Source organism: Thermodesulfovibrionales bacterium (assembly GCA_035622735.1).
Taxonomy (GTDB): domain Bacteria; phylum Nitrospirota; class Thermodesulfovibrionia; order Thermodesulfovibrionales; family UBA9159; genus DASPUT01.
In genome coordinates this window covers 1-25,888 of sequence record DASPUT010000040.1, presented here as the reverse complement: position 1 = coordinate 25,888, position 25,888 = coordinate 1, and the positions used below count along the sequence as shown (strand labels likewise).

At 52.8% G+C, this 25,888-nt stretch carries 28 protein-coding genes; 10 read left to right on the top strand and 18 right to left on the bottom strand.

Annotation, left to right across the window (positions count from 1 at the left end):
• Nucleotides 1-147 precede the first annotated feature (147 nt).
• The 3 genes from rsfS to VEI96_02220 all read left to right on the top strand — a co-directional run bounded on the left by rsfS (nucleotide 148) and on the right by VEI96_02220 (nucleotide 2,568).
• Nucleotides 148-501: a ribosome silencing factor gene (gene rsfS / locus VEI96_02230; GenBank protein HXX56802.1), complete on the top strand. Its 354-nt coding sequence runs from the start codon at nucleotides 148-150 to the stop codon at nucleotides 499-501.
• A 65-nt stretch (nucleotides 502-566) separates the two neighbouring features.
• Entirely contained in the window at nucleotides 567-1,880 is a 1,314-nt protein-coding gene (locus VEI96_02225; protein HXX56801.1) for a tetratricopeptide repeat protein, read from the top strand.
• Nucleotides 1,861-2,568, top strand: a complete 708-nt coding sequence (locus tag VEI96_02220) for an RNA ligase partner protein (protein ID HXX56800.1) — start codon at nucleotides 1,861-1,863, stop codon at nucleotides 2,566-2,568. Before VEI96_02225 ends, VEI96_02220 begins: the two co-directional genes overlap by 20 nt.
• A gap of 43 nt (nucleotides 2,569-2,611) precedes the next feature.
• Here the strand turns inward: VEI96_02220 and VEI96_02215 are convergent, their stop codons facing one another.
• The 8 genes from VEI96_02215 to VEI96_02180 form a co-directional block, all read right to left on the bottom strand.
• Nucleotides 2,612-3,355, bottom strand: coding sequence for a response regulator (locus tag VEI96_02215; protein HXX56799.1), 744 nt, complete (start codon nucleotides 3,353-3,355; stop codon nucleotides 2,612-2,614).
• Nucleotides 3,356-3,416: 61 nt separating this feature from the next.
• Entirely contained in the window at nucleotides 3,417-4,220 is an 804-nt protein-coding gene (gene dapB / locus VEI96_02210; protein ID HXX56798.1) for a 4-hydroxy-tetrahydrodipicolinate reductase, read from the bottom strand.
• 64 nt (nucleotides 4,221-4,284) lie between these two features.
• Nucleotides 4,285-4,479 carry a DNA gyrase inhibitor YacG gene (locus VEI96_02205; protein HXX56797.1) on the bottom strand — a complete coding sequence of 65 codons (195 nt, stop codon included), beginning with the start codon at nucleotides 4,477-4,479 and terminating at the stop codon, nucleotides 4,285-4,287.
• Nucleotides 4,476-5,003 (bottom strand): Gx transporter family protein, encoded by a 528-nt coding sequence (locus VEI96_02200; GenBank protein ID HXX56796.1) that lies wholly within the window; start codon nucleotides 5,001-5,003, stop codon nucleotides 4,476-4,478. The genes VEI96_02205 and VEI96_02200 overlap by 4 nt, the downstream gene beginning before the upstream one ends.
• Nucleotides 4,987-5,376, bottom strand: coding sequence for a NusG domain II-containing protein (locus tag VEI96_02195; protein HXX56795.1), 390 nt, complete (start codon nucleotides 5,374-5,376; stop codon nucleotides 4,987-4,989). The genes VEI96_02200 and VEI96_02195 overlap by 17 nt, the downstream gene beginning before the upstream one ends.
• Entirely contained in the window at nucleotides 5,354-6,418 is a 1,065-nt protein-coding gene (locus VEI96_02190) for an FAD:protein FMN transferase (GenBank protein ID HXX56794.1), read from the bottom strand. The genes VEI96_02195 and VEI96_02190 overlap by 23 nt, the downstream gene beginning before the upstream one ends.
• Complete coding sequence (gene uvrA, locus VEI96_02185) at nucleotides 6,415-8,949, bottom strand: excinuclease ABC subunit UvrA (protein HXX56793.1); 2,535 nt, start codon at nucleotides 8,947-8,949, stop codon at nucleotides 6,415-6,417. The genes VEI96_02190 and uvrA overlap by 4 nt, the downstream gene beginning before the upstream one ends.
• A gap of 108 nt (nucleotides 8,950-9,057) precedes the next feature.
• Entirely contained in the window at nucleotides 9,058-9,633 is a 576-nt protein-coding gene (locus tag VEI96_02180) for a response regulator (protein HXX56792.1), read from the bottom strand.
• A 184-nt stretch (nucleotides 9,634-9,817) separates the two neighbouring features.
• Here VEI96_02180 and VEI96_02175 point away from each other — a divergent pair, with 184 nt between their 5' ends.
• The 7 genes from VEI96_02175 (at nucleotide 9,818) to VEI96_02145 (ending at nucleotide 14,929) form a co-directional block, all read left to right on the top strand.
• Nucleotides 9,818-10,621, top strand: coding sequence for a radical SAM protein (locus VEI96_02175; GenBank protein HXX56791.1), 804 nt, complete (start codon nucleotides 9,818-9,820; stop codon nucleotides 10,619-10,621).
• Nucleotides 10,618-12,000, top strand: a complete 1,383-nt coding sequence (locus VEI96_02170) for an MBL fold metallo-hydrolase (protein ID HXX56790.1) — start codon at nucleotides 10,618-10,620, stop codon at nucleotides 11,998-12,000. Before VEI96_02175 ends, VEI96_02170 begins: the two co-directional genes overlap by 4 nt.
• A 444-nt stretch (nucleotides 12,001-12,444) precedes the next feature.
• Nucleotides 12,445-12,609, top strand: a complete 165-nt coding sequence (locus tag VEI96_02165) for a hypothetical protein (GenBank protein HXX56789.1) — start codon at nucleotides 12,445-12,447, stop codon at nucleotides 12,607-12,609.
• Between the two features lie 95 nt (nucleotides 12,610-12,704).
• The gene (locus tag VEI96_02160) at nucleotides 12,705-13,241 is read left to right on the top strand and encodes a prepilin-type N-terminal cleavage/methylation domain-containing protein (GenBank protein ID HXX56788.1); all 537 of its coding nucleotides are present in this window, start codon (nucleotides 12,705-12,707) and stop codon (nucleotides 13,239-13,241) included.
• Nucleotides 13,242-13,283: 42 nt separating this feature from the next.
• Entirely contained in the window at nucleotides 13,284-13,820 is a 537-nt protein-coding gene (locus tag VEI96_02155) for a prepilin-type N-terminal cleavage/methylation domain-containing protein (protein ID HXX56787.1), read from the top strand.
• A 56-nt stretch (nucleotides 13,821-13,876) separates the two neighbouring features.
• Nucleotides 13,877-14,398, top strand: a complete 522-nt coding sequence (locus VEI96_02150; protein ID HXX56786.1) for a prepilin-type N-terminal cleavage/methylation domain-containing protein — start codon at nucleotides 13,877-13,879, stop codon at nucleotides 14,396-14,398.
• Between the two features lie 72 nt (nucleotides 14,399-14,470).
• Nucleotides 14,471-14,929, top strand: coding sequence for a prepilin-type N-terminal cleavage/methylation domain-containing protein (locus VEI96_02145; protein HXX56785.1), 459 nt, complete (start codon nucleotides 14,471-14,473; stop codon nucleotides 14,927-14,929).
• 67 nt (nucleotides 14,930-14,996) lie between these two features.
• Here VEI96_02145 and VEI96_02140 read toward each other — a convergent pair whose 3' ends face one another.
• The 10 genes from VEI96_02140 to VEI96_02095 all read right to left on the bottom strand — a co-directional run.
• Nucleotides 14,997-15,386 carry a DUF202 domain-containing protein gene (locus VEI96_02140; GenBank protein ID HXX56784.1) on the bottom strand — a complete coding sequence of 130 codons (390 nt, stop codon included), beginning with the start codon at nucleotides 15,384-15,386 and terminating at the stop codon, nucleotides 14,997-14,999.
• A complete protein-coding gene (locus tag VEI96_02135; protein ID HXX56783.1) occupies nucleotides 15,383-16,060 on the bottom strand; it encodes a phosphatase PAP2 family protein in 678 nt (225 codons plus the stop codon). The genes VEI96_02140 and VEI96_02135 overlap by 4 nt, the downstream gene beginning before the upstream one ends.
• The gene (locus VEI96_02130; protein HXX56782.1) at nucleotides 16,017-17,585 is read right to left on the bottom strand and encodes a glycosyltransferase family 39 protein; all 1,569 of its coding nucleotides are present in this window, start codon (nucleotides 17,583-17,585) and stop codon (nucleotides 16,017-16,019) included. Before VEI96_02130 ends, VEI96_02135 begins: the two co-directional genes overlap by 44 nt.
• Before the next feature lie 22 nt (nucleotides 17,586-17,607).
• Entirely contained in the window at nucleotides 17,608-17,769 is a 162-nt protein-coding gene (gene tatA, locus VEI96_02125) for a twin-arginine translocase TatA/TatE family subunit (GenBank protein ID HXX56781.1), read from the bottom strand.
• Nucleotides 17,770-17,887: 118 nt separating this feature from the next.
• Nucleotides 17,888-20,485 (bottom strand): PEP/pyruvate-binding domain-containing protein, encoded by a 2,598-nt coding sequence (locus VEI96_02120; GenBank protein HXX56780.1) that lies wholly within the window; start codon nucleotides 20,483-20,485, stop codon nucleotides 17,888-17,890.
• Nucleotides 20,486-20,523: 38 nt separating this feature from the next.
• A complete protein-coding gene (locus VEI96_02115; GenBank protein ID HXX56779.1) occupies nucleotides 20,524-20,892 on the bottom strand; it encodes a response regulator in 369 nt (122 codons plus the stop codon).
• A gap of 1 nt (nucleotide 20,893) precedes the next feature.
• A complete protein-coding gene (locus tag VEI96_02110) occupies nucleotides 20,894-22,297 on the bottom strand; it encodes an ATP-binding protein (GenBank protein ID HXX56778.1) in 1,404 nt (467 codons plus the stop codon).
• A gap of 14 nt (nucleotides 22,298-22,311) precedes the next feature.
• Nucleotides 22,312-23,565, bottom strand: a complete 1,254-nt coding sequence (locus VEI96_02105; GenBank protein HXX56777.1) for a hypothetical protein — start codon at nucleotides 23,563-23,565, stop codon at nucleotides 22,312-22,314.
• Nucleotides 23,552-25,195, bottom strand: coding sequence for a DUF202 domain-containing protein (locus VEI96_02100; GenBank protein HXX56776.1), 1,644 nt, complete (start codon nucleotides 25,193-25,195; stop codon nucleotides 23,552-23,554). Before VEI96_02100 ends, VEI96_02105 begins: the two co-directional genes overlap by 14 nt.
• A 129-nt stretch (nucleotides 25,196-25,324) precedes the next feature.
• On the bottom strand, nucleotides 25,325-25,888 hold a 564-nt coding region (locus VEI96_02095), incomplete at its 5' end, for a universal stress protein (GenBank protein HXX56775.1).

Below are 25,888 nucleotides of genomic sequence, written 5' to 3'. Positions count from 1 at the left end.
GAGAAGCGGTGCTCCTGAACATCACCCCTTTCCCGATATCCGCAACCTCCGTCAGGATGCTTGTGAGGAGCGGCAAAAGTGTAAAATACCTGTTGCCAGATGCGGTAGAATCTTATATAATTTCTCATAATCTTTACCGGGAGAGGAGTGACACCGTTAGAAAGTAACGAGCGAGCGCAATGTGCGGCAAAGGCGGCCGCAGCGAAGAAGGCGAAGGATACGGTAATCCTCGAACTGAAGGGATTAACCGTCATCGCAGATTATTTTCTTATCTGCTCGGGTGAGAGCACAACGCAGGTTAAGGCCATCGCTGAGCACATCGAGTCCGAGTTCCGGAAGAAATCGATAAAACCCCTTTCCATAGAAGGGTTACACTATGCTCACTGGATATTACTGGATTATGGAGACGTCATCGTTCATGTCTTCGAAGATGAGACGAGGCACTATTATGAACTCGAGAAGCTCTGGCTCGACGCCCCGAGGATTCCTGTCGAAGGATAGGGAGAAGATCGAGATGCAGTTTTACTTAGCCCCGGCCGGTTCAATGCGTGGGAGAAGAGGCGCTCGTGGGTAAGATCGCCTTGCTTCTCATCGTGCTTGCACTCCTTGCGCTCGCGTATTTCGCAACGCTCAATATGCAGCCGATCACCCTTACTCTCGCCCCCAGGACGATTTACGAGATGCCGAAGATAGCCCTCATCCTCCTCTCGTCCGCAGTCGGTGCAGCGGTGATGCTCTTTGTTTTTTTCGTCCGGGATACGAAGCGGTTCATTCACAACAGGCAGTATCAGCACAAGCAGAAGAGAGACCTCAGGGTGCAGGAACTCTATTCGAGGGCGCTCAATGCAATCCTCGCAGACAGCGAGGAAGAGGCAAGGGCTGCTCTCGAGGAGATACTGAAGGATGAGCCGGGGCACCTCGATGCCATTCTGAGACTGGGGGATATCGCGGCGGGCAACAAGGATTATTCGAAGGCGATAACCTACTACAAGAAGGCGAAGGATATCGAGCCGCAGAACCTGGAAGCGCTCTTTTCCCTCGTGAGGGTGATGGAGAAGGCCAACAGACTTTCGGACTCGCGCATGTACCTCGACGAGATACTCGATATCGATCCGGACAACCTCAGCGCGCTCTCGATGAAAAGGGATTTCCTCGAAAGAAATGACGCATGGGATGAGGTGATCGGCCTGCAGAAGGCGATCATCAAGGCCGAACATGACGAGAAGGACCGGAAAAGGGGACAGGCGGTTCTCCTGGGATACAAGTACGAGCAGGGAAGGTACTGCCTCGAAAGCGGCGAGTACGAAAAGGCCAAGAAGGCATTCAGGACGCTACTCCGGCTCGATAAGAACTTTGTCCCTGCCTACCTCGGTCTGGCCGAGGTGATGCTCAGGGCGGGACAGACCGAAGAAGCTGCGGGCTTCCTCGAAAAAGGCTTTGAACAGACCCTCTCCCTGATCATCCTCGCCCGCATCGAGGATCTCTTCCTCAGCCTCGGCGAACCTGCGAGGCTCATTAAGCTCTACAAGAATTCTCTTTCCAGGTCTCCGCAGAACCAGACGTTGAGATTCTTTCTCGGGAAACTCTATTACCGTCTCGAGATGCTCGATGACGCCTTTGATGCGCTGCTGACCCTCGATTCAAGTGGTGCTGCCTATCCCGAACTTCACCAGCTCCTCGGTAATATCTATCTTAGGCACCAGCAGTGGGCCAAGGCAGTCGAAGAATTTAAGAGGGTAATAGAGATGAAGAAACCTTTCACACTCCCTTACTGCTGTGAAATCTGCGGCTACCTGTCACAGGAGTGGACCGGAAGATGCTCGAACTGCAAATCCTGGAACTCCTATCAGTTTAATCTCTATGGCACCTACAAGACATAAAGACAGTGACCGGCCGCCGGTGACGGAGAAGAAGGAAAAAGAGAAAGAGGCGGACGGAATCCATTCCCCTGGCGCACATCGCGCGCCGTTAAAGGTTGTTCTCGACACAAGCCTCTTCGTGAATCCCGATGTCAGAACGGGCCTCGGGAGTACGCCCACGGAAGCGCTCGAGACATTCCTCTTTCTGGCGGCGCAGATACATATCCTCGATTTTTACATGCCGCCTTCGGTCTTCGGAGAACTCCTCCATTTTGTTGAACAGGCCAGGATACCCGGTGACCTTCTCGTCGTACTCCACCAGAAGCCGCCCAAGAAGCACGAGTTGAAATGTCCCGCATTCCTCCTCTATGAGTTGATTGAGGATATACGGGAACGTGTGAACAAGGGACTGCGGGTTGCCGAAAGCGCCGTGAGGAGCGCGGAGAAGAAGAAACCGGACGAGGTTGTCCAGGACCTGCGGCGGAAATACCGGGAGGCATTGAGGGAAGGCATCATTGACAGTAAGGAGGATGTGGACCTCCTCCTCCTTGCGATGGAACTCGACGCCCTTCTCATTACTGCCGATCAGGGGCTCATCAAGTGGGCCGAGAAATTAGGGATACAGTGGCTCTTCCCAGAAAAATTCAGAGACTACCTTACCGGAGCGATACGGAGGACAGAGTTTCTCTCAGAGACAGCCGAAGAATAAGATTCCCGTTGGTAAGGGCTTTCATGATCTTTTCTCCCTTCTTTCACCTCGTGATTGAAGACGCACCCTGATTCTCCAAGATATCCTCTGCGATGAGATTTTCCACATAGTCCCGCAAGGTCTTCGACTCACGTTTCGTAAGCCCTTTGAACTCAATCGCCATTCCGGGCGGGACCTTGAAGACATCGCCGAAAAGTCCCTTCGTATAGATAACAACACCCTTTAGCGAGAGTGAGCCCTCGCCTTTCAGGGGCAGCTCGACGTCGACCTCCGCGCCTTCGGGAAAGGGATCCATTCTCCTCACATAGATGCCGCCCTGAGAAAGCGTCTCCGCATAGAGTTCATACTGACGCCTCTTGTATGTGATGACCACCTTTCTGATGAATGCTGCCCTTACGTGCCTTCTGTTCGTGCCGACATCCGAAAACATGGTCTTCTGAATGATCTCGTGGAGCCCGGCTACGCTCAGAGGCTTCAGGAGATAGGCCGAACATCCGAGGCTCTTACACTTCTTGAGCGTCCCGCTGCTTGAATGGTCTGACGTCATGATCACCGGAATCTTCGCGGTCTGTCTGTCTCCCTTGATATGCTTCAAGACGGTGATACCATCCATGACCGCCAGGTTCGTATCGAGCATGACGATATCCGGTCCGCTCAGTTTTATCAGTTTTAAGACCTCAACCCCGTTCTCGACCGGGATGACCTTAAAGCCCATCCTGCTCAGGAGAATCCCGACATTCACCAAGAAAGATTGACTCGCGTCAGCTACAAGTATCCTGTTTCTCATCCGTTGACCTCGTTCCCTGATTCAGATTATGAGAAGAGATGCATGTTCGCCATCCGTCTTCTCACCTCAGACCGAGCACATCCTGCATGTCATAGAAGCCCGCGGGCTTTCCGTGGAGCCAGAGAGCAGCCCTCAGGGCACCCCGAGCGAAGGTGTCCCTGCTGGAAGCCTTGTGGGTGATCTCTATCCTTTCCCCGAGACCGCCGAAAAGCACCGTATGCTCACCGACGATGTCACCCGCCCTCACCGTCTGCATGCCGATCTCCTTCCTCTTCCTTTCCCCGATCAGTCCTTTTCGTTCAAAGACGGCCACTTCGTCAAGGTTTCTCCTTAGGGCCTCGGCGATCACCTGAGCCATCTTCATCGCCGTGCCGCTCGGCGCGTCTTTCTTCAGCCGGTGGTGGGCCTCGATGATCTCGACGTCATAGTCGTCTCCGAGAGTCCTTGCGACGTCGCCCAAGACCTTGAAGAGGAGGTTAACGCCAACGCTCATATTCGGAGCAAGAAGGACGGGGATATCGCTGCTCATGGATCTTAGAGACTTCAGCTCGTCCTTCGAAAAACCCGTTGTACCGATGACGACCGCCCTCTTTTTCTCTTTCGCAAGCTCAACATGCCTGAGGGTCGCACCGGGGGAGGTGAAGTCTATGATGACGTCGGCCTTCCCGATGACCTCATCAAGTCTGTCTGTCAGCGTTATTCCCGTTTCGCCGATGCCTGCGATCTGCCCCGCATCCTTCCCGATGTGATCATGGCCTTCCCGCTCAACAGCCCCAACGAGGCTCAGATCGTGATAATCCCTTGCGAGTGCCATGATCCTGCTTCCCATTCGCCCCGTAGCGCCGGTAACGATAATCTTCGTCATGAAACCTCCCCCCTCCCGCAATTCAGCATGTCAGAAAGTTTACCACAGGTATCGCGGAGAACTCCTACCCTGTTCCCTCTGCCCCCTCTCTTTTCTGCTTCTCTTCAGCATTCTCTCCGGCCTTTTCTCCGGGGATCCTATACTCCTCAGAGGCCCACTTGCCGAGGTCGATGAATTTACACCGCTCCGAGCAAAACGGCTTCCAGGGATTCTCCTCCCATGTCGTTGTCCTTCTGCATGCCGGACAGATGATCTTCATACACAGGTATTTTGAAGGGTATACCCATGGTTTTTCAAGCTTTTGATCAGGAGGTCCGCTGCGAGACCATTTATGAGACCGGTCAATGTGCCAATGAGGAGAAGGATGGGCCCGACGAAGATCACCGGCTCGATCTTCTGGATAAACAAGAGGTACGCTAGAAAGAGCTGCGCAAGATTGTGGAACAGTGCCCCGATAAGGCTGAGACCGACAGGACCGAACATGCGAGGGAGGAGGGCGAAGGTAAGGCCCATGGCGAATGTTCCGAAAACACCCCCGCCCAGGCTCAGTACGAATCCCGGTCCAAGGAATGAACCGGTGAGGAGAGAAGCGAGGACCACCCGTATCACCGTTACCATCATCGCAGCCCTGAACCCGAAGAGCGTAAGGGCCGTGAGCGTCACTATGTTCGCGAGGCCTACCCTGAGCCAGGGTATCGGCATGGGGATGAGGCTCTCAAAACCGTGAAGGGCAACGGCATAGGCGGAAAGAAGGGCAATCCGGTATCTATCCTGTGATTGCATCAACCGTCCTGTCGCCCTTTCCGGGACTGCCGACAAGAACCGAAATCCTGTTGGGAATGCAGATTATCGCTCCCCTGCTGACCCACCCTTCTTCTTCACAGAGTCTGTTCGGGCATGACGCGTCGATCACCCTGACCTTCTTGTCCCTGATCTCGACAACAAGGTGACCGTACCTGCTCCTGACCGCTACCAATCTGTTTCCATCGAGCGGGTACCGGTACAGAACCTTTCCCTCAACCTCGATGCTCACCTCGCTGGCATGGGGGAGTACTTCCTTCACGAAAATCAGGGAGAGCAGAGACGCGAGCAACAGCGCCATGAAAAGGAGTCTGTCCGCGAGGGTCGTGCCGTTAAGAGTGTCTCTGAAATTCAATCCTGTTCCTCAACCCAGGCGTAGTCTCAATCCCACCGTCACTATCCACGATCACTCCGTCAAATCCCATCTCCTTCAATACCCCCAGACCTTTTTCAGGGCCGAGGACAAAGACACCGGTGGAAAATGAATCCGTGTTAACACCATCCCGTGCGACGACGGTAACGCTCCGGCATCCCCGGGCCGGATATCCGGTCTTCGGGTCGAGGATGTGATGATAACGCTCGCCATCAACGATAAAATATCTCTCATAATCCCCTGAGGTGGAGATGGCCATGTCGTCGAGTTCCATGGTCGCCATGATCTCGTCGTCCTTCCCTTTTGCCCTCGGATTTCTGATGCCTACCTTCCAGCCCGATCCGCCGGGTTTGCGTCCGAAGGCCCTGATATCGCCCGCAACAGCGACAAGGCCTGCCCTTATTCCCCGCCTCTTCATCTCCTCCACTGCACGGTCGGCAGCGTAGCCTTTTGCTATTCCGCCGAGATCGGCAAGCATCCCCTTCTTCGGAAGGAAGATGGTCGATTTTATCCCGTTGATCTGTATCTGCCTGTAATCCACGAGACTCAGCCTTTCTCTGATGACATCATCATCGGGCTTCTTTTTTTTGTAAAAATCCCATTGAGAACTCTCGGGGCCTATCGTCACATCAAAGGCCCCCCCCGTCTTTGCCGATGTGTAAAGCGCTCTCTGCATTACTTCGAGGGTCTCCGGTGATACCGAGACCGGCGCGACACCGGCATTTCTGTTTATGCGCGAGAGTTCACTGGACTCCGAGAAGAAACTGAGCATTCTGTCGAGTCTGTCGATCTCTGCAAATCCAGACTCGATGGCCTTCTCTGCCTTATCCTCGGATTCCGCTGCCACAGAGATCGTCACGATCGTGTCCATGAGTATCTTGCTTTTTCTGAATACTCGCTCTCTTCCCCGCGAACAGGAAATAAGAAGCGTCATGAGCAGACAAAGAACAGCGATGAGAAAAATCCGGGCGATGCCTTCTCCCCTCATGAATTTGAGATGAAGGAAATCGCACCCCCGCATCATGCAGCACTCACGAAGGGGTGATGTGAAAGTCTCTCCTTCAGGAATCTCCCGGTATGCGAAAGAGGATTCCTGCTCACTTCCTCGGGGGTTCCGCAGGCGATTAAGAATCCCCCTTTCTCCCCGCCCTCCGGTCCGAGGTCTATGATATAATCCGCTGATTTCATCACATCAAGGTTATGTTCGATGACGACAACGGTATTGCCTTTGTCAACAAGGCTGTTCAGGACATCGAGAAGCCGCTGAATGTCGGAGAAGTGAAGACCCGTTGTAGGCTCATCGAGGATATAGAGGGTGCTCCCCGTCGACCTCTTCGCAAGCTCCTTCGAGAGACGCAGTCTCTGCGCTTCTCCCCCGGAAAGGGTCGGGGCGGGCTGTCCAAGCTGGAGATAGCCGAGTCCGACGTCCTCGAGGAGTTCCAGTTTCTGCCGAATAACCGGAACAGAGGAAAAGAACTCGAGTCCGTCGGAGATAGTGAGTGCGAGGACCTCTGAAATATCCTTCCCTTTGAATCGTACCGCAAGGGTCTCTCTGTTGTATCTCTTCCCCTTGCAGAGATCGCACTGGAGATACGCATCGGGGAGAAAGTGCATGGCGACCTTCAGCAGCCCGTCGCCGTGGCACTTCTCGCATCTCCCGCCTGTCAGGTTAAAGCTGAACCGGGAGGGTGTGAAACCCCGCACCTTCGATTCCTGGACCTGCGCAAAGAGCGCCCTGATGTGGGTGAAAATACCCGTATACGTCGCCGGGTTGGAGCGCGGAGTCCTTCCGAGCGGTGCCTGGTCCACAGCGATGACGCTATCTATCTTCTCAATGCCTCTGAGAGCCTCATGCCTGCCCGGTCTCGGGCTGCTTCCATGAAGCCTCTTCATCAATGCCTTGTAAAGTATCTCGATGATGAGGGTACTCTTTCCAGAGCCGGAAACACCAGTCACGCAGGTGAGCGTCCCGAGGGGAAGGGCAACGTCGATCCCCCTCAGGTTAAACTCCTCCGCCCCCTTGATCTCGATAAAATCCTTCCCTCTTCTTCTCGAGCGAGGCAGGGAAATGAAGAGCTCACCCTTCAGATACTTCCCGGTGAGGGAAGTCTCCCTCGATTCTATTTCGGATGGCGCGCCTTCGGCCACAACCCAGCCTCCCCTCGAGCCGGCCCCCGGTCCCATGTCGATAATGTAATCCGCCCACCTCATCGTCTCTTCATCGTGCTCGACCACGACCACGGTATTTCCGGCGTCCCGAATTGCCGAGAGACTCTCGAGGAGTCGAGAACAATCACGAGGATGAAGGCCTATGCTCGGCTCATCGAGGACATAGAGAACCCCCGTGAGAGAAGAACCCATCTGCGTCGCAAGGCGTATCCGCTGCGCCTCCCCTCCGGAAAGGGTAAGAGAAAGCCTGTCGATAGTGAGATACCCGAGACCGACTCTTATGAGGAACAAAAGCCTGTCTCTCACTTCCTTCAAGACGCGAGAGGAGATGAATCTCTCCCGCTCGGTGAGGGTCAGACCGTTCACAAAGGAGAGTGCATCTTCCACAGTGAGCCTCGAGAATTCACCGATGTTCTTCGCTCCTATTCTTACGCTCAGCGCCTCCTTTCTCAACCTGAGCCCCTCACAGCTTCTGCACGATCGCATTTCCTCCACGGTGCCGACGTCCGGCTCTTCTTCGCCATCGGTTATGCCTATATAACCGAGTCCGTTGCAGTGAGGGCAGGCCCCGTAGCTGCTATTGAACGAGAAGAGCCTCGGATTCACCTCGGGGAAACTCGCCCCGCATTTCTGGCATGCCATGATCCTGCTGTAATGGATATCCCTTTGCTCATCAGCAAGGTTGATCACGACTGTGTCCGCATGTCTGAGCGCCGAATCTATCGCAACGCTTATCTTCTTTCCGACACCGGGTTTGATGATCAGCCTGTCTACGACGACCTCGACGGTATGCCGCTTGTGCCTGGACAGGGAAATATCTTCCGTGAGATCGACCATCCCGCCGTCTATGCGCGCGCGTAAGAAGCCTTCTCTCCTCATCTCGGCAAGTTCTTTCTTATATTCACCCTTTCGCTCTCTCACAATGGGCGCGAGAACCTGCAGCCTCGTTCCCTGAGGCATCGCCATAACGGAGTCTATGATACTCTGGACATCCCGGGTGGCGATCTCTCCGCCACAGCTATAGCAGTAGGGTTTACCGATCCTCGCATAGAGAACACGCATGTAGTCGTAGATCTCCGTAATCGTCCCGAGGGTCGAACGGGGGCTCTTTGTGACCGTTTTCTGATTTATCGCTATCGACGGGGAAAGACCCTCTATGGAATCAACGTCCGGTCTTTGGAGCTGCTCAAGGAACTGCCGAGCGTATGCGGAGAGGCTTTCGACATACCGCCTCTGGCCCTCGGCATACACGGTGTCTATGGCAAGCGACGATTTCCCGGATCCGGAGGGGCCAGTAATGACAGTGACCTTCTCCCTCGGAATGGTCACGTCAATGTTCTTGAGGTTGTGCTCCCGTGCTCCTTTAATGACTATGCGGTCCTGCATGGTGACAATTTTTTACTATACCTTAAAACAGAGAAGGCTTTCAAATAGAGGAAGGCGCTCCGAAAAAAGCGGCGCTCCTCCATCTACCTAAGGGGAAGACGGGAGGGCTTACGATCCTTTCTTGTACTTCTCTACGAGATATCCGACAAGCTGCTCCACTCTTTCGACAAGCCTTTCAGGATCCGGGTCCGAGCCCTTGTTCATGTACGATGCCGGCTTCAGAAGGTCCATCTGGGCCCTGAGTGCATCGTCGGCCTTCATTGAGGAGAAGAAAACGATCGGGGCAGGTGCTTTTCCGTGCTGAGCTTCCATCGCCCTGATCGTCCTTGCCGTCGTTATCCCGTCCATGACGGGCATATTGAGGTCAATGATTACCACGTTTATGGAGGCGTCTTGAGAGAACAACTTTGAGTATTCGCTCACCAGCTCAAGGCCATTCTCGAAGGTCATCACTTGAGCAGAAAATCTCCTCGCCTCGAGCGCTTCCGATATAATTTTCCTGATGTATTGCGCATCCTCAGCAATAAGCGTATACCCTTTGCCGACTCCGGAAGATCCCCAGAGCTTCTGGACATCAAGGACAAATCCACAATAGACGCAGGTGAGCTCGCGCTTTTCGAACCGTTCTACGGAATTGAAGGGAACATTCTCTCCGCAACAGAGGCAATATCTGGTTTCTTCCATAGAAACTCCTATCCATCATTATATATGCCGCATCCTGTATTTTCAATGACCTATTAAGAAATTCTGTTATCATAATAATATGATGGCGGCATACCTCCGTCTCTCATCGAGCAAGCTACAAAGGAAGGCTCTTCTGGCCGGAGGGCTGATAAAAAAGTGCGTGCTCTGTCCGAGGAGGTGTGCCGTGGACAGAACCGGAGGTGAGCGGGGCTTCTGCAGAGTCTTAGACAAACCTCTCGTTTCAAGCTGGGGACCTCATTTCGGCGAAGAGAGGCCCCTCGTGGGCCGGTTCGGCTCGGGCACCATCTTTTTCAGCCGGTGTAACCTCGGCTGTCTCTTCTGTCAGAATTGGACGATAAGCCATCAGGGCGAAGGAACCGAACTCTCGATAGATAAACTCGCAGGGATCATGATGGAGCTTCAGGACATGGGGTGTCACAATATAAACTTTGTAACGCCGACTCATCAGATGCCGATGATGCTCGAAGCCCTCACAGCGGCAAAAGGAGAAGGACTGAAGCTGCCGATAGTCTACAATTGCGGCGGCTATGAATCCCTTCAGGCTCTGGAGATACTCGACGGCATCGTTGATATCTACATGCCGGACCTCAAGTATGCCGACACCCTCCTGTCGCTCAAATACTCAGGCGCGGAGGGATACCCGGAAGCGGCGAAGACCGCGATAAAGGAGATGCACCGGCAGGTCGGCGACCTCATCCTCGATGAAAGGGGAATCGCGGTGAGAGGGCTGCTCGTGAGGCACCTTGTCCTTCCTGAGAACATGGCCGGGACAGATGAAGTCGTGCGGTTCCTTTCTCAAGATATCTCTCCTGATACGTATCTGAACATCATGGATCAGTATCATCCCTGCTACCGGGCAAAGGAAAACCCTCCGCTCGACAGAAGGATAACAGGGAGCGAATATAGAACGGCGATAACCTTGGCCGTAAAGGCAGGCATCAAGAGGCTAGACGGGGTAACCGTGTGAGGATACGATTTCTCGGTGGAGTGAAGACCGTTACCGGGACCTGCTTCCTTGCGGAGACGCAGGAAACGAGAATGCTCATAGACTGCGGCATGGTTCAGGGCGAAGATTCCGCTGCCGTCAACAGGGAGCCCTTTGCATTCCCTCCTGAGAAAGTCGATTGCCTTTTCCTGACGCATGCCCATATCGACCACAGCGGACTTCTGCCGAGACTCGTCAAGGAGGGTTTCCGGGGGAAGATAATAACCACGCCCGCAACCGCGGATCTCGTCGATCTGATGCTCTCCGATTCCGCGCACATTCAGGAAGGAGACGCAGAAGGGCAGACAAAAAAAGCGCTGCGGGCGGGGAGAGCACCAGTTCAGCCTTTATATACCATTACTGATGTGAAGGAGATGCTGCCCCTTCTCAACAGGGTGCCCTATGGAACGAAGGGAGATACGGGAAAAGGAATACGATACAGGTTCCTCGATGCGGGGCACATCCTCGGTTCCGGCAGTCTCGAGATATGGTTTCGGGACGGATTCCGGGAAAAGAAGATCGTCTTCTCAGGAGATATCGGGAGAAAGGGGAACCCTATCATTCGCGATCCTTCTCCTCCCGCAGGGGCTGATTATGTCGTCATGGAATCGACCTACGGAGACCGTCTCCATAAGGGTATGACCGAGACTATTGATGAACTTGTCGAGGCGATAACGACGACGTTTCATCGGGGAGGGAATGTCATCATCCCTGCCTTTGCGATAGGAAGGACTCAGGATATCCTTTATATCCTCAGCCGGCTCGTTCGAGAGGGAAGACTCTCTCCTCCGGATGTCTATCTCGATAGTCCCCTCGCCGAGGAGGCGACGAGAACATATCTCATTCACCCTGAACTTTTTGATGAGGAGGCACGAAGGCTCTTCCGTGATACGGGAAAGACGGAGAGTCTCAGGCTCCGCTTTACCCATTCCGTAGAGGAATCGATGGCGCTGAATAAGATCAAATCCCATGCGGTGATCATTGCAGGGAGCGGCATGTGCGAAGGCGGAAGGATCAGACACCACCTGAAACATAACCTCTGGAGACCCGAGTGCGGAATCGTCTTCGTCGGATTTCAGGCCTCCGGTACCCTTGGAAGGTCTATCGTCGGGGGCGCGAAGCTCGTCGATATCTTCGGAGAGGAGATAGCGGTGAAGGCCAAGATCTATACCCTCGGCGGCTTCTCGGCCCATGCCGACCAAAAAGAACTCCTCGAATGGGCCTCCTCGTTCAAGGACAGCCCCCGGATATTCATCGTACACGGAGAAGAAAGAACCTCCCTCATCTTTTCTGAGATCGTCAAGGACAGGCTTGGTTTCATAGCCAGCGTTCCGTCGAAGGGTGAATTTTTCGAACTGTAACCAGATACCAAAACCGGTTGCATCTCCCTTTCCCTCTAACTCTTATCTGCAGCACAATTATCTGCTCATAACTGTCCCGCAATTCCGGCATTCACCTTCGGACCCATACTCATTTTGTCCCCTTCTTGGATAGAGAAATTGTCATTTTACAGAAAGTCCGCTGACAGAAAGTGTCAAGAGAATGAGATTAGGGGAAACCCATCTCTCTTTAATTTGTCTTTAGAAATAGTCACTTGGAATGAGCCGCGATTCTTACCTGTCAAGTACCAATTCTATTCCGCGCTAACACAAATTCCTTGGACCTTCGTTATTCCTTTATTTTTAGTTACTTGGCGACACAGAACTTTCTGCATGACATAAGAAAAGTCTCTTGGCATAGAATCTGCTTCATACATGAAAACTGGCCTAATAAGAAAATTTTGGGGAAGGAGGAGGTGATAGACGGTGACAGAAAAAGGCGGCATTCCTAAAGATTCTCCGGAACTTCAGGATGAGATGGTCTTCAGGCTGAACCCACTGGATCTGCAGAAGGAGGAGAAGAAAGATGACGATCCGATGTGGTTCCCTGCATCCTCATCGCCGTTGGACTGGTTTATGGAGGATGAATGACCTGACTGCCGCCTTTAATAGGGAATGAAGGCAGGCATTGCCTGCTCAAGATTGAGTGCCGCATCGGAATGCGGAAGACAAATAAGGAGGGGAAAATGTTTAAGACAATGCATGGGATGAAAGTTAGGGACGAAAGAGGTTTCACCCTCATTGAATTGCTCATCGTTGTGGCGATCATCGGTATTCTCGCAGCGATAGCGATTCCCGGATATTTAGGTCTCCAGCAGAAGGCGAGAAGGGGAACTGTCCCTGAGTCGGTAGACCAGACAGCAAAAGACCTTCTTAACTGGATGGGTACGGTTCAGAACCAGATGTCGATGACAACGGACTTCAATGGCGACGGACAGCTGACTGTTGCCGATGACGCTGCACGACCCGCAAATATAGCTGCGATCCCTGCAGCCTACATGGCGCTTCACAACACAGCAGGCGGAAAAGGCACCGTTGCAAACCCGGGCTGGGCTGACAAGTCTCCCTGGAACGCTGCAAATCCGTTGTTTGCCGCTGCAGCTGCAGCCGGCAGTGGGCAGATCTCGATAACAAATCCTACGCCCACTACTATCCTTATACAGGGCTACAGCAATCAGGCGGCAGACGGTGTTGTGGCTTCTAAAACAGTGAGCATAGAATAATTGATTGCCGCATCTGGATGCGGAAAACAGAAAGGAGAAAAAATGTTTAAGACAATGCATGGTATGAAAGTTAGGGACGAAAGAGGCTTCACGCTCATTGAATTGCTCATCGTTGTGGCGATCATCGGTATTCTCGCAGCGATAGCGATTCCCGGATATTTAGGTCTCCAGCAGAAGGCAAGAAGGGGAACAGTCCCTGAGTCGGTAGACCAGACAGCAAAAGACCTTCTTAACTGGATGGGTACGGTTCAGAACCAGATGTCGATGACATCGGACTTCAATGGTGACGGACAGCTGACTGTTGCCGATGACGGCGTAAGGCCTGCAAATATAGCTGCGATCCCTGCGGCCTATATAGCGCTCCACAGCTCAGCCGGCGGAAAAGGCACCGTTGCTAACCCGGGCTGGGATGATAAATCCCCCTGGAACGCTGCCAACCCGTTGTTTGCTGCGGCTGCTGCAGCCGGCAGTGGGCAGATTTCGATAACAAACCCTACGCCCACTACTATCCTTATACAGGGCTACAGCAATCAGGCGGCAGACGGTGTCGTCGCCTCGAAGACGGTGAGCATCGAATAATTACGACGGAAGGGGGGGCTTTTGCCCCTCCTTCCCAACTTATTGAGAATGAAATCATGAAAAAAGCGCTCATCACAAATAAGGGATTCACCCTAATAGAACTGCTCATAGTCGTGGCCATCATCGGCATTCTCGCGGCTATAGCGATTCCCGGATACCTGGGACTACAGCAGAAGGCGAGAAGAGGAACAATCCCCGAATTTACCGACCAGGCTGCTAAAGACATTTTAAATTGGATGACGACAGTGCAGAGCCAATCGTCTATGACAGCAGACTTCGATGGCGACGGGCTCCTGACCCCCGCCGACAACGCGGCAAGGCCTGCCAATATCGCTGCAATCCCTGCTTCTTACATAGCGCTTCACAGTATGCCAGGAGGGAAAGGCATTGTCGGGAATCCCGGCTGGGATGACAGGTCTCCCTGGAATGCAGCTGTCCCCTTATTTGCCGCAGCCGCAGGACCGGGCAGCGGTCAGATCGCGATAACGGTTCCGGCTCCAAATACGATATTGGTTTTGGGATACAGTGACAGGGCAAGCGATGGCATTGTGGCTAGTAAGACAATAAGCATTGAATAGTTCGCGGAGCGAGTGATGGAAAAGGACAATAGAAAAATTGCAAGAGAAACTAAAACTTCACGGAGTGTGAGGATGATGAACAATAAGGGTATTACTCTCGTAGAGTTGCTTGTTGTGGTCGCGATTATCGGCATTCTTGCCATGATCGCTGTTCCCACGTATCTTGGTCAGCAGAAGCGCGCCGAAAGAACAGAGGCATCGGCAAACCTCCAGAACCTGAGACTGCTCGAGGAACAGTTTTACGCGGAAAATGCCAATTACGCTGCTACAACTGGAGCCGCCGGAGCCAATCAGCCCGGCAATATCGCCCTTATTCAGGCAGCCGGGGTGCTCCCGGGCTTCAAACCGGGGGCTGGAGCGAGTCTGAGCTTCAGTTATCGGATCGTACAGAACCAGCAGATAACCGCCACGAACCCTCTGACCTATGGAGTCTTAACGCCATGCTTCACGGCGATCGCCACAGGGAATACCGGGAAGAGGGTGAGCGCGGACGTCTTTGCGATAGACTGCAACAATATCAGGAATTTCTGAAGTTCTTCTCTTGCCACTTCGCTTTCCGACCGGCAAGACGAAGACGCGATTCGCTTCGATTGATTTCTTACGTGCTATGCACGAGATATAATATAAGAAAGATTCCGACGACGAGGACGGTCATGGTGAGCAGCACATCCAGTATGAAGGACGGCCGGTAGGTATCTTCGTCGATCTGCTTCTCGACTTTTTTATATCTCACAAACGAGAGCACACCCATAATCGCGCCGAGCCCCACGAGGGATATCCCCAGCAGTGCTGAATACCCCTGGGAAGGGATGGCAGTCTCCTTTCCCAAGAAATACGCCACCTGTCTGACGAATAAGGCAAAGCGCTCCACAACGAAACCAAAGGCCATGATCCCTATGCTCGTACGAATCCAGGCGAGAAAGGTCCTCTCATTCGCCATATGGACGCGACGGTTCCTGATCTTGCCTGAATCTTTGTTTACCGTCATCTCTGGCACAGTACCGACCTTGCAGATGAAGTCATTCTGCCGGAGAATATCCTTCCGACAAGGATGCCGACAATCGCTCCGGCCAGGACATCGGAGGGAAAATGGGCAGCGCCCTCCACCCTTGCAAGCCCGACGATAACGGCAAAAGCATAAAACGCGGTCCGGTATGAAGGAAAATACTGTGAGAGGATCGTGGCCATGCAGAATGCGAGCGTGGTATGTCCGGACGGGAAGGAATCGTAACCGCTCCTGAAAGACGGACCGATGAAGAGGAGGTCATCCGTCAGCCGGGGCCTGGCCCTGCCGCTGAGGTGTTTCAGGCCCTGGACAACAACACCCGCCGAGAGGAGACCGATAAACAGGGTCTTCCCTAACCTCTCGAGGTTTCTGTCCCTCTGCCTGCCGACCGCGTAAAGTATGAGTGAACCGATGATAAGGGTCGCGCCGTGGCCCAAGAAATTAATCAGCGGATCAGCGACTTCAAGAAAGGAATAGACGGGGGGCCTGGCCTGGTGCAGATATTTCACCCATGACACCACGACGGTATCAAGATAGAAGAAGAATAACGGGAATAGACAAGAAAGGATAACAAGCGCAGCGGTGCTGCTGCGCTCCTCAGCGGGGACGGCCTTATGCTCTCTCTGCAATACTGTTTCTCTTTTCGAGAATAGCATACTGTCCATCCTCCTTCACGAGGGTAAATCCGAGGCCCCTGAGAACCTCCACGTCCTTCACCTTTGCGATGGCGAGCAGATTTGTACCGGCGTTTAGGAACGGCAAAAGATCTTCCCTGCTTCCTGCGGTAACCAATCTGTGGCCGGAATAGAAAAGAATGCTCGGGTTGTTCAGTCTGTAAGCGATGAGCCTATCACCATCGTTCATCCTTTCCCGGGCATAGAGACTGTACCTGTGGAGCGTCCCCTGGAGATACTCGTTTGCGACGGGCGTCACCTTCACCGAAAGAACCCCAAGAAAGACGATCATGAGACACGCCGCAACGGCATAGAACCTTTTCTTTGTGATGCCCGCATATCCGTGCACCGCTGCCATGATCAGGAGTACCGCCGAAACGGCAAATGGCAGGCCAGAGTCCGCGATACCGAGTTTCGGGAGATACTTCACGGAAACGAGACTCGCGATACCCATCGCAAGGGATATCAGCACGATAGATGCATGGGCCCACCGTATCCATGTGCTATTCGATGACATCATGCCAGATGCAATGAGTATCGACAGGGCAGGGACCGCAGGGAGAATATAATTAGGAAGTTTCGTTGTCGAGAAGGAAAAAAAGATTCCGATGAAGGCAAACCAGAGAACGGCGAAGAGGGAAAGCCTGTCCCTCTCCTTCAAGAGGTTCCTTATTCCGGCAGGGAGAAACGCTATCCAGGGAAAGAGCCCGATAATGAGTGCCGGGATATAGTAGTAAAGCGGTCCCCGGTGTCCCGAAATAATCCCCGTATATCTCGCAAAATGGTGCTTTATGAAGAACTGTTGAACAAACTCCTTTCCATTGATCGCCCCTTCCGCGATATACCAAGGTGCGGACACAACGAGAAAGAGCATCGCACCCCTCAGGCTCAGCACCTTCTTCACCCCTTCCTTCCCTCCGGTTATGAAGAGATAGCTCACGGCGATCCCGAAAGGAAAGAGTATCCCGATAAGCCCCTTTGTGAGCAAGGCAAGACCGGAGAAGAGGTAGAAACCGTCAGTATACCAACGAAGCATTTTAGGGTTCTCGTCAGCGGTTGTCGAAAGATAAAAAAGCATGAGCGAGACCGTTATGAACAGCGTCAGCGTCATGTCTGTCACAGCAGCATGGGAATATCCAAAAAAGTAGAGGGAGAGCATGAAGGACAGCGCAGCATAGAGTGCGGTCTTCTCGTCCCTGAGACGCCTGAGAAACAAGAAAAGCGCGAGGACGAGCAGAAACCCTGCCACCGCCGAAGGAAACCTCGCGGAGAACTCGTGGATGCCGAAGACCTTATAGGGCACCGCCATCAACCAGTAAAAGAGGATCGGTTTGTCATACCGGTTTTCTCCGTTGTAGGTAGGTGTTATCCAGTCTCCGCTCTGCACAAGCTCTTTGGTCGCTTCAGCAAAAACAGCCTCATCGACATCGAAGAGCGTCACCGAACCGAGCCTGAAAAAAGAGAGGGCAAGTCCAAGCACAATAACGAGGAGGAAAATTCTTGACATAGGGCGGGCAGCTACGATTTCTCTATCTTCCTGTCCCTTTGGACGGGTCTTCTTCAATTCCCTTCTTAAATCCCCTTATCGCCTCGCCGATACTTCTCCCGAGGGACGGGAGTTTGCTCGGACCAAACATGACAAGGGCGATAACAAGAATGATCATCATCTCCGGCAATCCAAGCCCAAACATAGTGACCTCCTCTCATTCAGGGAATCTTCCCCGAATTGTTTATTATACATGCCCTAAGGCCACTATTGATAGCAAAAAAATCCGCGATGGTTCCTGCGGCGCCCGGCTACTCCGGACCTCAATGTTCGTAATGACCACTGAGAAAATCTCGCGTATATTGTGTGACTGCGCTGTCATCGTGAAGCAGCGCATCCAATTGCCTTGTATAGGCGATCAGCCTCCCCACCTTATCGAGTAGAGCCTCCGTTTCATCCCTCCCAATGTTGGCAAGTCTTGCAACGATAAGGTCCCCTTTCGTCGTGATGTTGAATCCGTATTCCCTCAGAATGGCAGCGATGAGTTCCACTCTTCTCGAACGCTTGACGATGTCGGTTGCGCCCCCCACAAAGCGGAAGTAGATGTGGTTATTTCTCGCAGAGTCGCTGCAATAGCAGTCGAGCATGGTAAAATGATACCCGAATCTGATGCTCAGGTTTACATATTCTTTCGATATCACCGCTATGTTATAGCCGGCGTAATGTTCGCTGTCCGAAACGATATCGGGCATCCTCATCATGCTCGAAAGAAAATCATTCACCTTGAGGGAAATCGCCTCAGACTGCCAGAGGCCCGGATGTACCATCCCCCTGATGATCGCCCTGAGCGGCACGGACCTGATCTGTTCGAGCGTGGCTTTCGTATCATCAGAATGAACGTCAAGACCGCCGCCTATGTCCATCACGATAATCCCCGCCGGCACCGAGATATCCAACTTCATCACGTTTCCATGTCCTCTCGATCTTATGCTTTCCCTCCGGGCGCTCTCCACGAGTTCGGCAACCGCCTTTTCATGCATGAACCTGAGAATATCATGCATGGATTTGCAACCTTCCGGCGTAAATTCATTCATGAGCGGGTCCACAAGATTGAGGGGTGTGATGTATCTCATGATGTATCGCTTCTTTCGGAATTCATAAACATCTTCCATCATCACGGAGTCCGCCTGGCCCCGAGCAAGCAAATGCCTGGCAACCCCCTCATACACCGCAACCGTATTTTCATCACCAGCGTAGAGTGTAACTTCCTGCCCCTGTTTCAGGGTCAGAACCGCGTCACCGACATTGACAACGGTCGGGACTTTCATCTCCCTGCAGAGCGTCGCCATATGGCTCATGGGGGTCCCGATTTCCGTGATTATCGCAGACGCAATAGGCATAACCTGAACGAAGAGAGAGGAATCATGCCTCGCTACGAGAACAGCACCCTTCGGGAAGCTGTTCAGTTCATCAGGATGTTTCACCGCGAATACCTTGCCGGAACCGGCGCCCTTTTGCACAACCGTCCCCCTGTTCCGAAACAGCAGGGCATATCCGGAATCAGCCCAATCCTCATCTACAATGGCAGGTCTTTCCCCTTCCCCCTGAATCATTAAGGGACGCGCCTGGAGGATAGAGATAGTTCCGCTTTTCCCGATCGCCCATTCTATATCGCAGGGATTCCCGAAATACTTCTCGATGATCATGCCCTCCCTTGCGAGCTCTGCTATCTGTTCGCCGGTCAAGCACGGTTTCATCTCCATGTCATCAGGGGTCCTGACCTCGGTTGTTCCGCCCTCTTTCAGACTGATCATCATAGAACCCTTCTTCCCGTACGCTGCGTTCACCATCTCGGGTTCGCTCTCTTTTCTCACAACGTAGAGGTCTCCATCTATCTTTCCTTCGACAAGGGACCCTCCAAGTCCCCAGGTTGCATTGATTAGGAGATAACCCTCATTGCCACCCGGACCGGTCGAATACATCACTCCACTCGAAACAGCGTCGACCATAACCACGCATCCGACCGCCATCCTCATTCGCCCGATCTCGTAACCGAGTTGCCTCTGGTAGGCCATCGCCTTTGAAGAGTAGAGGCTCGCAACCACTTTTTTATAGGCATCCTTGACCGCGACGTCATCGAGATGGACATTCAGTATGGTTTCGAACTGCCCCGCGAATGAAAAGCCGCCGTCCTCCTCCTCTGCGCTGCTCCGTACAGCGAGAAAACAATCCCCGCTCTTCTCTCTTATCTTCTCAAGAGCGTCCCGGAGAGCAATGTCTATGACCGCGGGTATCTCGCCCTGAAGAATGGACTCTTGCAAAGCTTTCATGGCCGTCTCGTCGATCATGGCATCCGGTCTCTGGGCGATCCTTTCACGAAGTCCGTTGTGATCGATGAATGCATCGAAGGCATCCGTGGTTATCACAAATGCCTCCGGAACATTCAGTTTCAGACGATTCTTGACCTCGGAGAGATGTGCGTTCTTCCCCCCCACCTCACGGAATTTGTGCCAGTCGATGTTGTCAAAGGAGATAACCATCTCCCGCGCCATGGAAGGTATTCCATCTACCATTCTCCTGATCAGGGTATCGATACGCTCATATGCCGCATGCAACTCCGGATAGCGGTTTCTCGTAAGCAGATCAAAGTTCAGAATCGACCCCCTGATCTCCTCTCTAAGCTCTCCGTAAGCCTTTCTGATGTACATGACATCGAAGAGGTAGTCCCCCCCGAGCTTTTCGCCCATATCGGTAATAATTTCGAGCGACCTGTTGTTCCGCTCAAGGACTTCCCTGAACCGGTCAAAGATAACGCTGAAGGATTCGGGACTCTCAGAACGTTTCCAAAGCCGAAACGACCGGGATACCCTGCTGAGAAAAGGCTCGAAGAGCTTGAAAGTGTTATTCATTGAAATGGACAAGAAATAAGACTCTCAATGTGTCCCAAGAACGCTCATCCTCACGGCCTTTTCAGGGCGCGCTGGATTGATGCCTTTAATTCTTTTATCTTAACCGGCTTCGGGAAGAAGTCATGTACATCTCCCCTCAGCGCCTCTATCGCGGCATCGAGGTTCGCAAAGGCCGTTATCATGATAACCTTCGTTGCGGGAAAGAGTTTTTTCACCGTTTTCAGGACCTCCATCCCGTCTATCCCCTTCATCTTGTAGTCGGTAACGACTATGTCGAACCTTTCCTCCCTGAGCCTTTCGAGTGCCGGCGCCGCGTTCAAGAATGTCTCCACCTCATAGCCGTCCTGCTCAAGGGACATCTTCGCCATATCGCCGACGATCTTTTCATCGTCAATAACCATGATTCTGTAACCCGCCATCTCACTCCTCCTGTCTCTTCTGAATGGGTAACTCAATGGTGAAGGTGGTGCCGACACCCGTCTTGCTCTCGACCCGGATGTCCCCCTTATGATTCTTAATAATGCCGTAACTGACTGACAGCCCGAGGCCGGTCCCGCCCTCGCCTTTGGTGCTGAAGAAGGGGTCAAAGATATGGGGTAGGAGTTCTGGAGGTATCCCTCTGCCAGTATCCATAACGGTTACCTCCACGGAACCTCCGCTTTTCCCGGGCCGCGAAGAGATAAAGAGCTTCCCTCCTGAGGACATGGCCTGAACCGCATTGGTAATAAGATTTACGAGGACCTGCTGTATCTGGTGTTCGTCGACAAGGACACTGGGCAGGTGCTCCCTCAAGGCGAGCTTCGTATCGATATTGGATACTTCGAGCATATTCTTCACGATCGTAAAGGTTTTCTGTATGACGTCGTTAATCTCGGCCTTTTTCAGATTCGCTTCCTTGGGTTTCGAAAAATCAAGGAGGTTCCTCACAATCTCCTTTATTCTCTCTGTCTCCCCTTCGACCTTATCCATGAACCCAATCCTATCTTCTCTGCTGAGCTTATCATAGACTTCCGTATAAGTCTGCGCTATCATCGAGATGTTATTGAGCGGATTGGTCAGTTCATGGGCCACGCCTGCAGTCAGCACCCCGAGGGAAGCGAGTTTCTTGGACTGGATCAGCTGTTCTTCCCGGTTGCTGAGCTCTTCAGACATGGAATTAACCGCTTCGATAACCGAACCCAATTCGTCTCTCGCAACAACTCCCGCCAGCTTCATGAAATTCCCCTCTGAAATCGATTTCGCAAGTTTCTCTATCGCCCTCAGGGATCTCAGAATCTTCTGCGAAACAAAATGACTTACCGCTATTGCCGACACGAGTATTACGAGGAATGAATAAAAGAGGACGGTCTTCGAATTCGAGATGATCTCATTCACCCCTACCCTCTCGAGGTGGGTAATCGCCTCTGAAAATTCCTTCAATCTCTTCCCCGCTGTCCTGAGCCTCGTCTCCATTTGAGCATCTCCGGGACTGCTCATCTCCGCTTCTTTCACGATGTCAGCGTATTTCTTCAGATAAGCTTCCAGTACGGTAAAATTCTTCTCGCCGATTGCTCGAATGATATCGTTTCTCACGTGTCCTATGGAGCCGGCTGTTTCGTCTATTTTTTCTTCTATATCCGAGAGAGCGGTCTTATCCTTGTAAAGGAAATAATTCTTTTCCGAAAGTCTCATCTCAAGGAAAGATGCGTTCAGGTCATCGGCGATTTCGACAAATCGCAGTTTTGTGAGAATAAGGTTCATGTTTTGAAATGCGAAAAAACCTATCAGAACGATCAGGGCAACGTTGAAGACATTCGAGAGAATGATTTTTTGTTCTATCCTCATCCTCTATTCTATATTTATTCCGGCACGGGACATCGCGGGAGTTCGGCCTGCTCTCTTCTCACCGGCAGATACCATAGGGAACCATCGATAATCATCAGGATTCCCGCGAGCACAAGGACGGAATCAAGAATCGTCGTGAGACTCAGACCAAAATAGCGAATGAGGCCGAGCCCGATACTCGAAAAAGAGACGCCCGAGCGTATGAAGGCCAGCCCTGTCCGGGCCCGTGCGTAAATCGTCCGGTAACACGCGGCAACTGTTCGTTGCGCAGCAAGCACGTTCCTTTCCCTCGCCAGATGGGTCCGCTCCCTGCTCGCAGGAGATGGATAGAGAATGGTTGAATGATCGGCGAGAAAGTCTCCGAGACGTCCGAGCATCGTCTTTTTCGATAGAGAACCCATCCCGGCGCCCTCGATGAAATGATAGTTCTCGAGAAATTGAAGCGTCGCCGCCGTCACTTCCACGAGGGTATGAGGTCCCGGTGGCTTCATTCTCGACTTCCTGATTTTAAGATACATGTGCAATCCGTAACCTGCGATGACAAGGCCGGCGGCCATCATAAGCCATAAGAGATAGGACGTCAGCGGGAGCCTGCGCGTACGCAAGATCGTATCTCCAATCGCGACAGTGCCGAGTCCCCACCGGAGAAAGGCGAGGCCGGTTCTTCCTTTTGCCATGTCATTCCTATAACAGGCCAGACGCGTCCTCCACTGGGCCATGGTGTTGCGCCAGAAAGCGAGCCCCGTTCTCTCCGTTCCGATGAGATGTCCCGGCCGTGCGTGGAGGAAGTCCTGGATAAACCACTGGACGTCCTCTCCAAGGGCAACGCGGAATTCGTAGTTCTCTGCCCGGATGAATCTTTTCACCTCTTCCCTCACCTCAGGATCTTGAGGATCGTTCGAGGCGATAACAACCGTATCTCCGTCCTTTATTATCGGAAACCACTGACTGATCAGAAGCCGGTCACTGTCGAGCCCCGACAAAAGCCCCGGTGGCACGGGCATCCTCTCATCATATGCCACGCCAGGACATCGGTAATACTCTGAAAGGGCCTTTAAGAGGACCGCCCGCGGTATGCCACATTCCCTCAAGAGTATCCTTTCAAGTCCGATCCCCCGTGCCATGGCTGCATCCTCGGCATCGCGGAGTTCCTTGACACTCATGAACCCTTGATCCACGAGGAAGGAAAACTTCTTTGCCTCGTCTCCCCGGAATTCCGTCAACGAGGTAGTCTCCCCATCCTCTTTTGTCGTGTCAGCTTTTATCATGGCTGAAAACCGCCTTTCCCCAGTCGCAGTTGGGCACGCCATAATCAGGAACGATGATCTCCATGTCTCCGAAGCAGTAGGGGAACTGACCTCTCACCCTTTCTCCCGGCACATACCAAGAGATTCCGTCCGCAATGAGCGCAAGGCCTGACAGAATAAGAACCAGATCGAATGCCGTCCAGGCGGTGCTGCCGGTTCCGAAGTAAACGAGGAGCCCGGCTCCTACGGCTGACACGCTCATCCCCGTCCGTACGAAAGCCAAGCCCGTCCTCGACCTCGCCATAACGGTCCGGAGCCGTGCCATCACATTTCTCCTCTCCGCAAGCACCGTCCTTTCGAGAGCCAGCCCCGTCGTCGCCCAGATGCCCGGCGAGCAGGCCCTCCTGAGAAAGGCAGAGGAAGATATCTTTTCAGGACCGGTTTCGTTATGACCGGCAGGGAAAACAAAATCCCAGATTGTCTCCTTGTTTGCGGACCCCTTAAACAATGTAAGGCCCTCGTTGCCTGCGCGACGACCCGCAAGATACGAGTGAAGCCCCTCCACCGCCATGAAAAGACCCATCAGGATGAGCATGGCGTCGAAAAGTGTCCAGAAACCCGAGGGGAATTGCCTCAGTAACGCAATACCGAGTCCGACAAATGCTATGCCTGTTCGCGCAAACGCCAACCCCGTGCGCGCACGGGCCATGACCGTCCTGAGGCACGCAAGGCTCGTTCTCTCTTCGGCCAAATCGGTCCTGTCACTCGCCAGGAACCTGCGCCTCATCACCGGTGAAAGATCTGACCACTCGGTGCGTAGAGTATCAGCCCTGTCAATAGGTCCAGTCCTGACAAAGGGCGACTCACCCCCGGGATTCGAAACCCCTAAAACCGTTGTTCCTCCGGTGGGCTCTGTGGCGGTACAGTCGAGTTTCTTCTTGCCGACCTTCCTCACAGGCTTATACCAGATCAGCCCGTCCGTCGTCATCACCACGCCAGCTGCGAAAAGCAGGCCCTCGCCCATGGTCAGATATCCTATCCCGAAGATTCTCAGAAGAAGCAAAGCAACAGCCATGAATGATAAACCGGTCCTGATGAAAGCGAGTCCTGTCCGGCCCTTTGCAAGTGATGTCCGATAACATGCAAAGAGCGACCGCCGTTCCGCGAGGAATGTCCTTACCTTTGCGAGAGGGGTCCTGCCGCCAGCAGGAGGGAAATGCGGATTTACATCAAAGCTATTTTCAATAATTTGTAAGAGATCGGTGGGAAGCGCAAGGATAAAGTCAATCCGTTCAACGCCGAGGACCTCAGAAATATCTTCAATCCGCACGCGATCATCAGGATTATATGCTATGACCTCAGCTCTGTCGGGCTGAACCGAAAGAGGAAACCAGAGCGCCCGTTTTTGCAGTTCCATATCAAGACGCTTCGTCACGAAATAGGAAGCGACAACATTTTCATCGTATTCGACGAAGGGGTAGCCGAAATATTCGGATAGAGACAAGAGTATCTCATGCTTGGGAACCCCTTTTTCCATCAGCAGTTCCTCTGGATATCTTCCCGAATCTTCGGAGACCCTGCTTACTGCCTCAAGTTCCTCAGGGGTGGCGAGCTTCCTCTCAATGAGCCTTTGAAATTTGCGATGAATCATTTTGCCTTCGGTAATTCTGAACGCCTTGCATGAAGTAAACAGGCTGGATTATTTGCTGTTTCGCCTATTCCGTATTTCTCCCGGTGACGGAGGACATATCCCTGTCCGAACTGCCCCTCTTCTTTCGACTCATTTGACCGCAAGGACAGGGCAGGGGGCATGTATGATTACCCGTTCTGTGGTACTCCCCATTATTGCCCTATTCATGCCTCTCCATCCATAGGTGCCGAGTACAATTAAGTCAATTTCCAGACCGGCGGCCGTTTTGATGATCTCTTCATCTGTCTGCCCTTCCCGTATTTGCGTCTTGAGCGATACTCCCTTTCCTAAAGCGATCTCCCTGGCCGCGTCGAGGATCTTTTCCGCCTCCTGCAGCAGACTCTTCTTTATAGATTCCGTCCTGAAAAATCCTATCATCTCCTCATAACGGGGAACTACATAGAGTGCGGTTATCCCGGCGTTATCACTCTGTGCCAACCGACAGGCCCTGACAAGCGCTTTCTTACTGAACTCGGAAGCGTCAAAGGGTACAAGGATCGATGAATACACTCCCGTACACTCACCGCATGATTTTTTTACGACGAGGACATCACAGGGAGAATGCACAACGACACCGGATGTGACGCTGCCCATGAACAGCCTCGTCAGACCCTTTCTCCCATGTGTGCCCATTGCGATGAGGTCTGCCTTTTT

What these genes read in the sequence shown, in the direction of transcription:
- VEI96_02220 (HXX56800.1), top strand. Translation starts at nt 1,861, where the DNA reads ATGGCACCTACAAGACATAAAGACAGTGACCGGCCGCCGGTGACGGAG.
- VEI96_02215 (HXX56799.1), bottom strand. Translation starts at nt 3,355, where the DNA reads ATGAGAAACAGGATACTTGTAGCTGACGCGAGTCAATCTTTCTTGGTG.
- dapB (HXX56798.1), bottom strand. Translation starts at nt 4,220, where the DNA reads ATGACGAAGATTATCGTTACCGGCGCTACGGGGCGAATGGGAAGCAGG.
- VEI96_02205 (HXX56797.1), bottom strand. Translation starts at nt 4,479, where the DNA reads ATGAAGATCATCTGTCCGGCATGCAGAAGGACAACGACATGGGAGGAG.
- VEI96_02200 (HXX56796.1), bottom strand. Translation starts at nt 5,003, where the DNA reads ATGCAATCACAGGATAGATACCGGATTGCCCTTCTTTCCGCCTATGCC.
- VEI96_02190 (HXX56794.1), bottom strand. Translation starts at nt 6,418, where the DNA reads ATGATGCGGGGGTGCGATTTCCTTCATCTCAAATTCATGAGGGGAGAA.
- uvrA (HXX56793.1), bottom strand. Translation starts at nt 8,949, where the DNA reads ATGCAGGACCGCATAGTCATTAAAGGAGCACGGGAGCACAACCTCAAG.
- VEI96_02180 (HXX56792.1), bottom strand. Translation starts at nt 9,633, where the DNA reads ATGGAAGAAACCAGATATTGCCTCTGTTGCGGAGAGAATGTTCCCTTC.
- VEI96_02160 (HXX56788.1), top strand. Translation starts at nt 12,705, where the DNA reads ATGTTTAAGACAATGCATGGGATGAAAGTTAGGGACGAAAGAGGTTTC.
- VEI96_02155 (HXX56787.1), top strand. Translation starts at nt 13,284, where the DNA reads ATGTTTAAGACAATGCATGGTATGAAAGTTAGGGACGAAAGAGGCTTC.
- VEI96_02150 (HXX56786.1), top strand. Translation starts at nt 13,877, where the DNA reads ATGAAAAAAGCGCTCATCACAAATAAGGGATTCACCCTAATAGAACTG.
- VEI96_02145 (HXX56785.1), top strand. Translation starts at nt 14,471, where the DNA reads ATGATGAACAATAAGGGTATTACTCTCGTAGAGTTGCTTGTTGTGGTC.
- VEI96_02140 (HXX56784.1), bottom strand. Translation starts at nt 15,386, where the DNA reads ATGACGGTAAACAAAGATTCAGGCAAGATCAGGAACCGTCGCGTCCAT.
- VEI96_02135 (HXX56783.1), bottom strand. Translation starts at nt 16,060, where the DNA reads ATGCTATTCTCGAAAAGAGAAACAGTATTGCAGAGAGAGCATAAGGCC.
- VEI96_02130 (HXX56782.1), bottom strand. Translation starts at nt 17,585, where the DNA reads ATGTCAAGAATTTTCCTCCTCGTTATTGTGCTTGGACTTGCCCTCTCT.
- tatA (HXX56781.1), bottom strand. Translation starts at nt 17,769, where the DNA reads ATGTTTGGGCTTGGATTGCCGGAGATGATGATCATTCTTGTTATCGCC.
- VEI96_02115 (HXX56779.1), bottom strand. Translation starts at nt 20,892, where the DNA reads ATGGCGGGTTACAGAATCATGGTTATTGACGATGAAAAGATCGTCGGC.
- VEI96_02110 (HXX56778.1), bottom strand. Translation starts at nt 22,297, where the DNA reads ATGAGGATAGAACAAAAAATCATTCTCTCGAATGTCTTCAACGTTGCC.
- VEI96_02105 (HXX56777.1), bottom strand. Translation starts at nt 23,565, where the DNA reads ATGATAAAAGCTGACACGACAAAAGAGGATGGGGAGACTACCTCGTTG.
- VEI96_02100 (HXX56776.1), bottom strand. Translation starts at nt 25,195, where the DNA reads ATGATTCATCGCAAATTTCAAAGGCTCATTGAGAGGAAGCTCGCCACC.